Source organism: Streptomyces sp. WAC04114, from assembly GCF_019733245.1.
GTDB classification, from domain to species: domain Bacteria; phylum Actinomycetota; class Actinomycetes; order Streptomycetales; family Streptomycetaceae; genus Streptomyces; species Streptomyces massasporeus_A.
In genome coordinates this window covers 1-13,452 of the sequence record NZ_JAIGQA010000057.1, presented here as the reverse complement: position 1 = coordinate 13,452, position 13,452 = coordinate 1, and the positions used below count along the sequence as shown (strand labels likewise).

At 72.2% G+C, this 13,452-nt stretch carries 11 protein-coding genes; 10 read left to right on the top strand and 1 reads right to left on the bottom strand.

Annotated elements, in window-relative coordinates; translation table 11 throughout:
• Window positions 1–25 precede the first annotated feature (25 nt).
• Complete coding sequence (gene hmgA, locus K4G64_RS17390; protein ID WP_221756951.1) at window positions 26–1,381, bottom strand: homogentisate 1,2-dioxygenase; 1,356 nt, start codon at window positions 1,379–1,381, stop codon at window positions 26–28.
• A 154-nt stretch (window positions 1,382–1,535) separates the two neighbouring features.
• Between hmgA and K4G64_RS17385 the strand changes: the two genes are divergently transcribed.
• The 10 genes from K4G64_RS17385 to K4G64_RS17340 all read left to right on the top strand — a co-directional run bounded on the left by K4G64_RS17385 (window position 1,536) and on the right by K4G64_RS17340 (window position 13,238).
• On the top strand, window positions 1,536–2,132 hold the full coding sequence (locus tag K4G64_RS17385) for a hypothetical protein (RefSeq protein WP_221756950.1): 597 nt from the start codon (window positions 1,536–1,538) through the stop codon (window positions 2,130–2,132).
• Window positions 2,129–2,749: a TetR/AcrR family transcriptional regulator gene (locus K4G64_RS17380; protein WP_221756949.1), complete on the top strand. Its 621-nt coding sequence runs from the start codon at window positions 2,129–2,131 to the stop codon at window positions 2,747–2,749. The genes K4G64_RS17385 and K4G64_RS17380 overlap by 4 nt, the downstream gene beginning before the upstream one ends.
• 128 nt (window positions 2,750–2,877) lie before the next feature.
• A complete protein-coding gene (locus tag K4G64_RS17375) occupies window positions 2,878–5,145 on the top strand; it encodes a molybdopterin oxidoreductase family protein (protein ID WP_221756948.1) in 2,268 nt (755 codons plus the stop codon).
• Between the two features lie 135 nt (window positions 5,146–5,280).
• Window positions 5,281–6,723 (top strand): CitMHS family transporter, encoded by a 1,443-nt coding sequence (locus tag K4G64_RS17370; protein WP_221756947.1) that lies wholly within the window; start codon window positions 5,281–5,283, stop codon window positions 6,721–6,723.
• A gap of 22 nt (window positions 6,724–6,745) precedes the next feature.
• Window positions 6,746–7,993 carry an MFS transporter gene (locus K4G64_RS17365; RefSeq protein WP_221756946.1) on the top strand — a complete coding sequence of 416 codons (1,248 nt, stop codon included), beginning with the start codon at window positions 6,746–6,748 and terminating at the stop codon, window positions 7,991–7,993.
• Between the two features lie 66 nt (window positions 7,994–8,059).
• Entirely contained in the window at window positions 8,060–8,602 is a 543-nt protein-coding gene (locus K4G64_RS17360) for a hypothetical protein (protein ID WP_260460576.1), read from the top strand.
• Window positions 8,603–8,801: 199 nt separating this feature from the next.
• Complete coding sequence (locus K4G64_RS41415; protein ID WP_374206420.1) at window positions 8,802–9,092, top strand: sortase domain-bontaining protein; 291 nt, start codon at window positions 8,802–8,804, stop codon at window positions 9,090–9,092.
• Window positions 9,093–9,290: 198 nt separating this feature from the next.
• Entirely contained in the window at window positions 9,291–10,625 is a 1,335-nt protein-coding gene (locus K4G64_RS17350; RefSeq protein ID WP_221756945.1) for an ABC transporter ATP-binding protein, read from the top strand.
• Between the two features lie 122 nt (window positions 10,626–10,747).
• Entirely contained in the window at window positions 10,748–12,136 is a 1,389-nt protein-coding gene (locus K4G64_RS17345) for an aldehyde dehydrogenase family protein (RefSeq protein WP_221756944.1), read from the top strand.
• A gap of 19 nt (window positions 12,137–12,155) precedes the next feature.
• Window positions 12,156–13,238 (top strand): Zn-dependent alcohol dehydrogenase, encoded by a 1,083-nt coding sequence (locus tag K4G64_RS17340; protein WP_221756943.1) that lies wholly within the window; start codon window positions 12,156–12,158, stop codon window positions 13,236–13,238.
• The last annotated feature ends 214 nt before the right edge of the window (window positions 13,239–13,452 follow it).

The window sequence follows — 13,452 nt, the reverse complement described above, 5'->3', positions numbered from 1 at the left end:
GGAAATGATCAGTGCAAGGGGTCCCCTAGGGGCGGAAGTGCCGCTCCAGGCCCTGCCAGACGTCGTCGTAGCGCTGCTGGAGGTGTTCCGCGCGTGCCGCGTGCGGGGTGAGGGTGAGCGGCCAGCGGGTCTCGAACATGAACGCCAGACCGTCGTCGATCTTCTGTGGCTTCAGCTCCGCGGCGCTCGCCCGGTCGAACGTCTCCCGGTCCGGGCCGTGCGCCGACATCATGTTGTGCAGCGAACCGCCGCCCGGCACGAAACCCCCCTTTCCAGCCGTCTTCGCGTCGTACGCGCCCTCGATCAGGCCCATGTACTCGGTCATCACGTTCCGGTGGAAGTAGGGCGGCCGGAACGTGTCCTCTCCCACCAGCCAGCGCGGCGCGAACACCACGAAGTCGACACCGGCCAGCCCCGGGGTGTCCGACGGGGACGTCAGTACCGTGAAGATGGACGGGTCCGGGTGGTCGTAGGTGATGGTGCCGAGCACATTGAAACGGCGCAGGTCGTAGACGTAGGGCACATGGTTGCCGTGCCAGGCGACGACGTCGAGCGGGGAGTGGTCGTAGGTGGCCGTCCACAGGTTGCCGCAGAACTTGTTCACCACCTCCACCGGGCCCTCGATGTCCTCGTACGCCGCCACCGGTGCGCGGAAGTCCCGGGGGTTGGCGAGTCCGTTGGCGCCGATCGGGCCGAGGTCGGGGAGCCTGAAGGGGGCGCCGTAGTTCTCGCACACATAACCGCGGGCGGACTCGTCGAGCAGCTCCACACGGAAGCGGACACCACGCGGGATCAGCGCCACATGGCCCGGCTCCACATGCAGCAGACCGAACTCGGTGCGCAGCAGCAGTCCGCCGCGCTCCGGGACGATCAGCAACTCGCCGTCGGCGTCGCTGAATACCCGGTCCATCGAGGCGTTGGCCGCGTAGAGGTGCACGGCGATGCCGGTCCGCTGGGTGACGTCACCGTTGCCGCCCAGGGTCCACAGGCCCGCCAGGAAGTCGGTCTCGGGCGCCGGGTCGGGCAGCGGGTTCCAGCGCAGGCGGTTGGGGTCGGGCACGGTCTGGGTGAAGGGGGCGGTGCGGATCGAGCCGCTGTGGGTCCGGGTGAACGCCGGGTGCGCGGCCGACGGGCGGATCCGGTACAGCCACGAGCGGCGGTTGTGCGCCCGCGGCTCGGTGAACGCCGAACCGCTCAGCTGCTCCGCGTACAGCCCGAGCGGGGCCCGCTGGGGCGAGTTGCGGCCCTCGGGCAGTGCGCCCGGGACGGCCTCCGAGCTGTGCTCGTTGCCGAAGCCGGAGAGGTAGGTCAGCCCTTCGGCGGCCTTCCGCGCTCCTTCGCGCTCGAACCCGCTCGCGCGGGGGGTACCCCCATCGCCCATGATCGCTGCTCCCTTGCCGTTTGATTCCTATGCAGTACCGTAGGATTGCGATTTCCCCGACGCAAGAGGGGCGCGCGGCATCCTCTCGACGGATGACCTGAACCCGACTTGAGAACGATCCGCCGGGCCGGACGTGTGTTCTACGCTCCCGGACATGACGTGGACACGGAGACCTGGTGCCGCGCTCGGGGTCTGTGTCCTCCTGCTGGCCGGATCCGCGGGCTGCGGCTCCGGCGACGCCCGGGAGGGTGCCGGGGCGGCGACCCCGGTGGGCAAGATCCTGGAGGACCGGGACCAGGAGGGGCGGCCCTACCGCGAGGTCGGGCGGGACGGCGCCCCCGACGTCGGCATCGAGGTGCAGCCCGACGCCGCCGGCGGCTGGGACGTCCGCCTGAGCGTGCGGAACTTCCGCTTCTCCCCGACCGGCGCGGCGGCCCGCGCGGTGGCCGGACGGGGTCTCGTGCGCCTCTTCGTCGACGGCCGTCCCGTCGCGCGGCTGCGCGACTCCGCCTACCGCCTGGACACCCGTCTCGTGCCGCGCGGCACCCACCATGTCACGGCCCGCCTCTACGCCGACGACGGCACCGTGTGGGCGGTGGACGGCAAACCCGTGGAGAGCACGGCCGACATCACGTCCTCGGAGCCCGGCCCGGGCGTCTCGCCGGACGAGGCCTCCCGGCGCGAGGCCCGGACGCAGGGCACGGACATCGGAGGGCGAGGTTCACCCGATAGCGCCGGAGGGGCATCATGAAACCCGTGCCCCCCGCGACACCACTCCGTCGTGCGCCCGTGCAGCGGCGCAGTGCCGAACGCCTGACCCGGATCCTCGACGCCTGCGCCGACCTCCTCGACGAGGTCGGCTACGACGCCCTGAGCACCCGTGCCGTCGCCCAGCGTGCCTCGGTCCCCATCGGCTCGGTCTACCGCTTCTTCGGAAACAAACGCCAGATGGCCGACGCGCTGGCGCAGCGCAACCTCGAGCGCTACACCGTGCGCGTCACCGAGCGCCTGCGGCAGACCGGAGGCGACGGGGGCTGGCGCACGGCCATGGACGTCGTGCTCGACGAGTACCTGGAGATGAAGCGCACCGCGCCCGGCTTCTCCCTCGTCGACTTCGGCAACCAGATCCCGGTCGGCGCCCGGCACGCCGAACCCAACCATCGCGTCGCCGACCGCCTCACCGAGCTCCTCTCCGGATACCTGGACCGCGAGCCCGACGAGGATCTGCGCCGCGTCTTCCTCATCGCCGTCGAGACCGCCGACACCCTCGTGCACCTGGCGTTCCGGGTCGCGGCGGAGGGGGACCAGCGGATCATCGACGAGGCCCGCGAGATGCTGCGGGCCTATCTGGCCCGGGTGCTCGACTGACCTGATGTCGCGAGGGTCTCCCATGCGCGACGAACTCGACGAACCCGGATGCCGCCAGGGCCTCGCCGTCATGCATACCGGTCGGTATGCTCGGGCGCGTCACCGTAGCCGCCGCCCCGGGAGGACCCGTGTCCCGCACCGCCCTGCGTATCTGCCCCTTGTGCGAGGCCACCTGCGGCCTGACCCTCACCATCGAGGGAACGCGCGTCACCCACGCCCGCGGTGACCGCGACGACGTGTTCAGCCAGGGGTTCATCTGCCCCAAGGGCGCCTCCTTCGGGGCCGTCGACTCCGACCCCGACCGGCTGCGCACCCCGCTCGTACGACGGGACGGCGAGCTGCGCGAGGCCACCTGGGAGGAGGCCTTCGACGCGGTCGCCGCCGGCGTCCGGCCCGTCGTGGAGCGGCACGGCCCGAACTCCGTCGGCGTCGTCCTCGGCAACCCCAACGTGCACACCATGGCCGGTGCCCTCTACCCGACCGTCCTGCTCGCCGGGCTCGGCACCCGCAGCATCTTCACCGCCTCCACGGTCGACCAGATGCCCAAGCACGTCTCCAGCGGCCTGCTCTTCGGCGACGCCAACGCCATCCCCGTGCCCGACCTCGACCGCGCCGACCATCTGCTCCTGATCGGCGCCAACCCGCTGGAGTCCAACGGCAGTCTGTGCACCGCCCCCGACTTCCCCGGCAAGCTGAAGGCCCTCAAGGCCCGCGGCGGCACCCTCGTCGTGATCGACCCCCGGCGCACCCGCACCGCGAAGCTCGCCGACCGGCACATCGCCGTCCGGCCCGGCACCGACGCGCTGCTGCTCGCGGCGATGGCGTGGGTGCTCTACGACGAGGGCCTCGTCGACCCGACCCCGCACGTCCAGGGCGTCGAGGAACTGGCCGCAGAACTCCGGGAGTTCACGCCCGAGGCGGTCGCGGAGGCCTGTGACGTCGAGGCCGGGACCATCCGCACCCTCGCCCGCGAGCTGGCCGCCGCCCCCACCGCCGCCGTCTACGGCCGGATCGGCAGCTGCACCGTCCCGCACGGCACCCTGGCCAGCTGGCTCGTCGACGTCCTGAACATCCTCACCGGCAACCTCGACCGGCCCGGCGGCGCGCTCTTCCCACAGGCCGCCACCGACAAGACCCCGCGCCCCGCCGGGCCCGGCCACGGCTTCGCCCTCGGGCGCTGGCACTCCCGGGTGAGCCGGCACCCCGAGGCGAAGGGCGAACTGCCCCTCTCCGCCCTCGCGGAGGAGATCGACACCCCCACCGAGGAGGGCGAGCCGGTGCGCGCGGTCATCGCCGTCGCCGCCAACCCCGTGCTGTCCGCACCCGACGGCGACCGCCTCGACAAGGCCCTCGACTCCCTCGACTTCATGGTCAGCGTCGACCCGTACCTCAACGAGACATCGCGCCACGCCGACGTGGTCCTGCCCCCGCCCCCGCCCTCCCAGAGCCCGCACCACGACTTCGCCTTCAACACCCTCGCCATACGCAACCAGGTCCGCTACACCCGCCCCGCCGTCCCCCTGGAGCCCGGCCGCATGGCCGAGACGGAGATCCTGGCCCGGCTGATCCTGGCCGTCACCGGCATGCACGGAGCCGACCCGGCGGCCGTCGACCGGATGGTCATCGACCAGACCCTCGGCAAGGCGGTGAAGGAGCCGCACTCGCCGGTCCACGGCGGCGACCCGCGCGAACTCGCCGGCCGGCTCACCGGCGACACCGGCCCCGAGCGACGGCTCGACATGATGCTGCGCCTCGGCCCCTACGGCGACGGCTTCGGCGTACGACCCGACGGGCTCAGCCTGGAGAAGCTGCTCGCGCACCCGCACGGCATCGACCTCGGCCCGCTTCAGCCCCGCCTGCCGCAGCCCCTGAAGACCCGCAGCGGCCGGGTGGAGCTGCTGCCCGGCCCGATCGCGGACGACCTGCCCCGCCTGCGCGCGGCCCTCGCCCAGCGCCCCGAGGGACTCGTCCTGGTCGGCCGCCGCCATCTGCGCTCCAACAACAGCTGGATGCACAACGTCCCCGCCCTCACCGGCGGTTCGAACCGCTGCACCCTGCAGATCCACCCCGAGGACGCGGAGCGGCTGGGCGTGCGGAACGCGGAGCCGGTGCGGGTGAAGGGCGCCGGGGGAGAGGTGACCGCACCCGCCGAGGTCACCGACGCGGTCCGGCGGGGTGTGGTCAGCCTGCCGCACGGCTGGGGCCACAACCGTCCCGGCACCCGCCTCAGCCACGCCTCCACCGACCCCGGCGTCAACGTCAACCAGCTCCTCGACGGCCGTCAGCTCGACCCGCTGTCGGGCAACGCGGTCCTCAACGGCGTACCCGTCGAGGTCGCCCCCGAGACCGCGCCGGAAACCCCGGCAGGGACCGAAAAGCTCACCGCTCTGACCTGAGCAAAGCTGTGACCAGCAGTTTTGCGCTTATTGCTCGCACGTCAACGTCTTGTTAACGCTGCTTGACGGCACCTAACGTCTCGGACACCGCCGGCCCTGGTGGGATGTTCAAGGGCGAACGTTAGGTATCCACTCATGCTGACCATCCTCGGCTTCGCCATGATCGCGACCTTCCTGGTCCTGATCATGATGAAGAAGATGTCGCCGATCGCGGCGCTCGTGCTGATTCCCGCGCTGTTCTGCGTGTTCGTCGGCAAGGGCGCCAACCTCGGCGACTACGTCCTCGACGGCGTGACCGACCTCGCCCCCACCGCGGCGATGCTCATGTTCGCGATCGTCTACTTCGGCGTGATGATCGATGTCGGTCTCTTCGACCCGATCGTCCGCGGCATCCTCAAGTTCTGCAAAGCCGACCCGATGCGGATCGTCGTCGGCACCGCGGTGCTCGCCGCGATCGTGTCGCTGGACGGCGACGGCTCGACCACCTTCATGATCACCGTCTCGGCGATGTACCCGCTGTACAAGCGCCTGAAGATGAGCCTGGTCGTGATGACCGGTGTCGCCGCCATGGCCAACGGCGTGATGAACACCCTCCCGTGGGGCGGCCCGACCGCCCGCGCCGCGACCGCGCTGAAGCTCGACGCCAGCGACATCTTCGTCCCGATGATCCCGGCGCTCCTGGTGGGCCTGCTCTTCGTCTTCGTCCTCTCCTACGCGCTCGGGGTGCGCGAGCGCCGGCGCCTGGGCGTGCTGACGCTGGACGACGTGCTGGAGGAGGAGAAGGAGACCGAGACGGTCCTCGTCGGTTCCGGCGGCTCCGGTGACGGCACGGTCTCGATGCGCAAGGGCGCCGCGGCCGGTACGGGTGGCGCGGGCTCCGGCGCGGACGCTCCCGAGGGCGCCGAGGACTCCACGAACTCCGGGGACGACGACGGCTTCCAGGGCCTCGACCCCAACCGGGACACCCTGCGTCCCAAGCTCTACTGGTTCAACGCGCTTCTCACGGTCTCCCTGCTCACCGCCATGATCATGGAGTGGCTGCCGATCCCGGTGCTGTTCCTGATCGGCGCCGCGCTCGCCCTCTCCGTGAACTTCCCGCACATCCCCGCCCAGCGGGCCCGCCTGGCCGCCCACGCCGACAACGTCCTGAACGTCTCCGGCATGGTCTTCGCCGCCGCCGTCTTCACCGGCGTCCTCCAGGGCACCGGCATGGTCGACCACATGGCCAAGTGGATGGTGGACGTCATCCCCGGCAGCATGGGCCCGCACATGGCCCTCGTCACCGGCCTCCTGAGCCTGCCGCTCACCTACTTCATGTCGAACGACGGCTTCTACTTCGGTGTCCTGCCCGTCCTCGCCGAGGCCGGTGCCGCGCACGGTGTCACCCCGCTGGAGATGGCCCGCGCCTCGCTGGTCGGCCAGCCGCTGCACATGTCCAGCCCGCTCGTCCCGGCCGTCTACGTCCTGGTGGGCATGGCCAAGGTGGAGTTCGGGGACCACACCAAGTTCGTCGTGAAGTGGGCAGCCCTCACCTGCCTGGTCATCCTCGGCGCGGGCATGCTGTTCGGGATCATCTAGCCACCCCATGGAGGACGTCGTCGTGAGGCCCGGTGGGAACCGCGGCTGGCTGCTCCGCCTCGTCATCGCCTTCAGCTTCGCGCAGGGGGCGGTGTCGATGGCCCGGCCCGCCGTCTCCTACCGGGCCCTCGCGCTGGGCGCGGACGAGCGCGCGATCGGTGTGATCGCCGGTGTCTACGCGCTGCTGCCCCTGTTCGCCGCCGTGCCCCTGGGCCGCCGCACCGACCACGGCCGCTGCGCGCCCCTGCTGCCGGTCGGCGTGGTGCTCATATCCGGCGGCTGCGCCCTCAGCGGCGCCGCCGGCTCCCTGTGGACGATGGCCCTGTGGAGCGGCGTGATGGGCCTCGGGCACCTGTGCTTCGTCATCGGCTCCCAGTCCCTGGTCGCCCGCCAGTCCGCGCCGCACGAACAGGACCGCAACTTCGGCCACTTCACCATCGGCGCCGCCCTCGGCCAGCTGGTCGGCCCGGTCGCCGCGGGCGTGCTGATCGGCGGCGACGACATGGCCGGCAGCAGCGCGCTCGCCCTGATCGTGGCGGGTGCGACGGCGGCGGTCGCGTTCACCTCGCTCTGGCGCATCGAGCACCGCCGTACGGCGTCCACGTCCCGCCCGGACAAGGGCGACCGCGTCCCGGTCGGCGGCATCCTGCGCACCCGCGGGGTGCCGGCGGGCATCTTCATCAGCCTCGCCGTGCTGTCCGCGACGGACATCCTGACCGCCTACCTGCCGGTGGTCGGCGAACACCGGGGCATCGCGCCGTCCGTGATCGGCGTCCTGCTCAGTCTGCGTGCCGCGGCGACGATCGCCTGCCGCATGGTGCTCACGCCCCTGCTGCGGCTGCTCGGCCGGACCCCGCTGCTGACGCTCACCTGTCTGCTCGCGGCCCTGCTCTGTGCGGGCATCGCCCTGCCGGTGCCGGTGTGGGCGCTCGGCCTGCTGCTGGTCGCGCTGGGCTTCTGCCTGGGGGTCGGCCAGCCCCTGTCCATGACGACGGTCGTCCAGGCCGCCCCCGACGACGCCCGCTCGACGGCCCTGGCCCTGCGACTGACCGGCAACCGGCTCGGCCAGGTCGCCGCGCCCGCCGCGGCGGGGCTGATCGCCGGAGTCGCGGGTGTAGCGGCGCCGTTCGTGATGCTGGGCGTGCTGTTGCTGCTGTCGTCCGGGGTCGCGGTGCGGTCCCCACGGGAGCCGGAGGAGGCGGACGGTGAGGTCTCCCAGGTGCGTAGGCTCAAGGGTGGGGTGTCGCTGCGGCGGAAGAGCGATATCTGACGCGTCGTAGGGCGGTGCTGCGTCCTTTTCGAGCGTGAGGTGACGGCAAGTCAGGTGACGAGGTGTTTGTGTGCAAATCATCTGACTTGGAGGCATGTTCATGCCCGTCGTACCCCTTGCGCGTCGTGCCGGCACCCGCACCGCCGTCCTCGCCGCTCTCACCCTCGCAGGGACCACCCTGAGCGGGGTGTCCGCCGTCGCGGCTCCGGTCCCGTCTGCGACTTCTACCTCGCCGCGTTCAACTTCGACGCGGGCGAGAAGGTCAACTGGACCATTCAGACCCATCCCGAGGTCCCGGGCGGGCCCACGCGCACCGGCACTTTCACCGCCGACGCGGGCCCTACCCGGGCCGTCGACCTGCCCAACGGGCAGTACACGCTGACGTGGCTCACCGACCAGGCCCACGGCGCGGGCAAGTTCAAGGTGTTCAAGGTCGACTGCCCGACCTCGGTGCCGACGATGCCGGTCGGCGGTCCGCCCGCGGGCGGTGGCGGCATCGCCCGCGGTGAGGCCTTCACGCCGGTCACCGGCGCGGCCGCGGTCGGCCTGGCCGCCGTCGCCGGGACGGTCTGGTTCCGGCTCCGTCGCCGCCCCGATGCCGCCGCGTAAGGCACGATCCGCGGAACGCCCCGCCCCCTGTCCCGCTCCCGGGCCACCCGTCTCCTCATCCCCTGCCTCCGACTCGACGCCCCGGTCATGGACCTCGGCCTCGACCGCGACCGCCGCCTCACCGCACCACCGGACGACGACCCCAAGCTCGTCGGCTGGTACCGGCAACGGCGCCTCGCCCGGCGAGCAGGGCACCGCCGTGGCCGTCGGGCACCTGGACACGGACAGCGGACCGGCCGTCTTCGCCGGGCTGCCCGAGCTGAAGCGGGGCCGGATCGTCAAGGCCCGCCGCGCCGACGGGCGGATCGCCGTCTACACGGTCGACAAGGTCAAGTCGTACGAGAAGGCGCACTTCCCCGGTCAGGAGGTGTACGGCGCGCGGGGCGGCCGTCCCGAGCTGCGCCTGATCACCTGCGGCGGCAGCTACGGCCGCAGGAAGGGCTACTCCGGGAACGTGGTCGTCTTCGCCCATCTCACCGGCATCCGCTGACCCGGGCAGCTCCCGGCCGACGGCCCGACCGGACCGTCGGCCTTCTCACCAGATGGACCGAAGCCCCTGATCCTGTCCGGTCTCTTCCCCCGGGCGCACACATTCCGTTAACTTCCGTGACCCACAGCCCCGTACGACCCGCACGGGGTTTCCGACCGCGGAGCACCAGCGCCCTGATGACCCCTCGGGGGGCACCTCATGACACGCGCCATCTCCCTGCACGACGTGAGCAAGTCCTACACGCGGGGCGCCCGCGTGGTGGACCGGCTGTCGCTGGACATCACGCCCGGCGAGTTCCTCGTGCTGCTCGGCCCGTCCGGCTGCGGCAAGTCCACCGTGCTCAGAATGATCGCCGGGCTGGAGGAGATCGACGAGGGCGAGCTGCTGCTCGACGGCGAGCACGCCAACGACCTGCCGCCGTCCGGCCGGGACATGGCGATGGTCTTCCAGAACTTCGCCCTGTACCCGAACATGACCAGCCGCGCGAACATCGGGTTCCCGCTGCGCATCGAGGATCCGAACGCGGACCCCCGCCCCCGCGTCGACGCCACCGCCCGCATGCTCGGTATCGAGGACCTCCTCGACCGGCTGCCCGGCCAGCTCTCCGGCGGGGAACGCCAGCGCGTCGCCATGGGCCGGGCCATCGCCCGCCACCCCTCCGCGTTCCTGATGGACGAGCCGCTGTCCAACCTCGACGCCAAACTCCGCACCCATCTGCGGGCCGAGATCTCCCGGCTCACCCAGGAACTGGGCGTCACCACGATCTACGTCACCCACGACCAGGCCGAGGCCATGTCGCTCGGCGACCGGGTCGCGGTGCTGCGCGGCGGCGTGCTCCAGCAGGTCGACAGCCCCCGCGTGGTCTACGCGCTGCCCAGCAACGTCTTCGTCGCCGCGTTCATCGGCACCCCGCGCATCAACCTGCTGCGCGGCCTGGTGCGGGCCCCGCTGGACGGGGCGATGACCATCAGCCTGGGCAAGCAGTTCCTGCGTCTGCCCGAGCCGCTCTCCCTGGACCACCAGCTGCTGCGCGTGCAGCAGGGCCGCGAGGTCATCGTCGGTCTGCGCTCGGAGGCCGTCCGGATCGCCAAGCACAGCGCGGCCCGCCCCGGTGAGGTGCCGATGACCGGCCTGGTCGAGCACGTGGAGTTCCAGGGGCACGAGATCCTCGTCCACTTCAACACCGGCTCCAGGCCCGCCGTCGTCCCCGAACTGGAGGCCCCGCGTCCCCGCCCCGGGCGCCCCGTCCGGCGGCGCCGCCGCGACGGCTCGGTCCTCACGAGGCTCCGGGAGCGGTCCGTGGCCGGGCGGGCCGGACCCGTCATCGCCCTGGACCGCCCGGAGGCCGCCGCCCCCGCGACCGCCGAAGCGCGCCTGCCCGGCGATCTCATCGTCCGCACCACCCCGGACCTGGCCCTCCGGCACGGCATGCAGGTACCGCTCCTCGTGGACCTCGCCCACCTCTTCGTCTTCGACCAGCACGGCGACCGGATCTGTCCGCACCCGGATCGCCTGCCCGACCTGGGGGAGTGAGGAGAGGCACATCCGGGGGTGACCGTCCGCGTGCTCTGATGACCGGTGGTGTCTGGCGCCAGAAAACTATCGTCGCTAGTTTATGTGCCGGACGACGACGCCCCGCCCCCGGAGGAAGCGCGATGAAGGCACACGACGGCATGTACATCGACGGCGCCTGGCGCCCCGCCGCCGGCCCGGACGTGATCGAGGTCGTGAACCCGGTCGACGAGCAGGTCGTCGGCACGGTCCCGGCGGGGACCGCCGAGGACGTCGACGCCGCCGTGCGGGCCGCCCGCGCCGCCCTGCCGGGCTGGGCCGCGACCCCGCCCGCCGAGCGCGCGGCGCGCCTGGCCGCCCTGCGGGACGTGCTCGTGACCCGCGCGGACGAGATCGCCGAGACCGTCACGGCGGAACTCGGCTCGCCGCTGAAGTTCTCGCAGGCCGTCCACGCGGGCGTGCCGATCGCGGTCGCGGGCTCCTACGCCGAGCTGGCGGCCACGTACGCCTTCGAGGAGAAGACCGGCAACTCGGTCGTGCACCACGAGCCGGTCGGTGTCGTGGCCGCGATCACGCCCTGGAACTACCCGCTGCACCAGATCGTCGCCAAGGTCGCCCCGGCCCTCGCGGCCGGCTGCACGATCGTGGTGAAGCCCGCCGAGGACACCCCCCTGGTCGCCCGGCTGTTCGCCGACGCCGTGCACGAGGCCGGGCTCCCGGCGGGCGTCTTCAACCTGGTCACCGGCCTCGGCCCGGTCGCGGGACAGGCCCTCGCCGAGCACCCCGACGTCGACCTGGTCTCCTTCACCGGCTCCACCGCCGTGGGCCGGCAGATCGCCGCGGTCGCGGCCGGGCAGGTCAAGAAGGTCGCCCTCGAACTGGGCGGCAAGTCCGCCAACGTCATCCTCCCGAGCGCCGACCTGGCCAAGGCGGTCAACGTCGGCGTCGCCAACGTCATGTCCAACTCCGGGCAGACGTGCAGCGCCTGGACGCGGATGCTGGTCCACCGCGACCGGTACGACGAGGCCGTCGAGCTCGCCGCTGCCGCCGCCGCCAAGTACGGCGAGAGGATCGGCCCGGTCGTCAACGCCAAGCAGCAGGACCGGGTGCGCGGCTACATCGAGAAGGGCGTCGCGGAGGGCGCCCGCCTGGTCGCGGGCGGCCCCGAAGCCCCCCGCGACCAGGGCTACTTCGTCGCCCCGACCGTCTTCGCCGACGTCACCCCGGACATGACCATCGCGCAGGAGGAGATCTTCGGCCCGGTCCTGTCGATCCTGAAGTACGAGGACGAGGAGGACGCCCTGCGCATCGCCAACGGCACGGTGTACGGCCTGGCCGGCGCCGTCTGGGCCGGTGACGAGGCCGAGGCGGTTGCGTTCGCGCGCCGGATGGAGACCGGCCAGGTCGACATCAACGGCGGCCGCTTCAACCCGCTCGCGCCCTTCGGCGGCTACAAGCAGTCGGGTGTGGGCCGGGAACTCGGTGTGCACGGCCTGGCCGAGTACCTCCAGACCAAGTCCCTCCAGTTCTAGTCAGGGAGTCCCTTCCGTCATGGCTGTCCGCGCCGCCGTCCTGCCCGCCATCGGCTCCCCGCTGGAGATCACCGGCATCGACCTGCCCGACCCCGGACCCGGCCAGGTCCGGGTCCGGCTCGCCGCGGCCGGGGTCTGCCACTCCGACCTGTCCCTGTCCGACGGCACCATGCGCGTGCCCGTCCCCGCCGTCCTCGGCCACGAGGGCGCCGGCACGGTCGTCGCCGTCGGCGACGGTGTCACCCACGTCGCGCCCGGCGACGGGGTCGTCCTCAACTGGGCCCCGTCCTGCGGCGCCTGCCACGCCTGCTCGCTCGGTGAGGTGTGGCTGTGCGCCAACGCCCTCAGCGGCGCCGCAGACGTCTACGCCCGCACCACCGAGGGCACCGACCTCCACCCCGGCCTGAACGTCGCCGCGTTCGCCGAGGAGACGGTCGTCTCCGCGTCCTGCGTCCTGCCGGTGCCGGACGGCGTGCCGCTCACCGACGCGGCCCTCCTCGGCTGCGCCGTCCTCACCGGCTACGGCGCCGTCCACCACTCGGCGCGGGTCCGGGCCGGTGAGACGGTCGCGGTGTTCGGCGTCGGGGGAGTGGGCCTGGCCGCCCTCCAGGCCGCCCGGATCGCGGGTGCCTCGAAGATCGTCGCGGTGGACGTGTCCGCCGGGAAGGAGGAGCTGGCCAGGGCGGCCGGTGCCACCGACTACGTCGTGGCCTCCGACACCACCGCCCGCGAGATCCGCGGCCTCACCGGCAAGCAGGGCGTCGACGTCGCCGTGGAGTGCGCCGGCCGCGCGGTCAGCATCCGCACGGCCTGGGACTCGACCCGCCGCGGCGGCCGCACCACGGTCGTCGGCATCGGCGGCAAGGACCAGCAGGTCACCTTCAACGCCCTGGAGATCTTCCACTGGGGCCGCACCCTCTCCGGCTGCGTCTACGGCAACTCCGACCCTGCTCAGGACCTCCCGGTCCTCGCCGAACACATCCGGGCGGGTCGCCTCGACCTGAGCGCGCTGGTGACCGAGCGCATCTCCCTGGACGGCATTCCGGCGGCCTTCGAGAACATGCTGGCGGGCAAGGGCGGCCGGGCCCTGGTCGTCTTCTAGCCCCGGCTCCGGCGCACCCCGGCCTCCTCGCGAGGCCGGGGCCTTCGGCATGTCCGGGCGGGCGGTCGATGCCAAGTACAGGCAAAAAAGTCCTGGTGCGCGACCCGTTGACGTCCATACCGTCCGGTCAGTACGTTCCGGAATCCGAGCCACCCCCCGTTCCGTCCCCGCACCCCCCGGAGCGCGCACCGCATGGACACGGCACCTTCCGCTC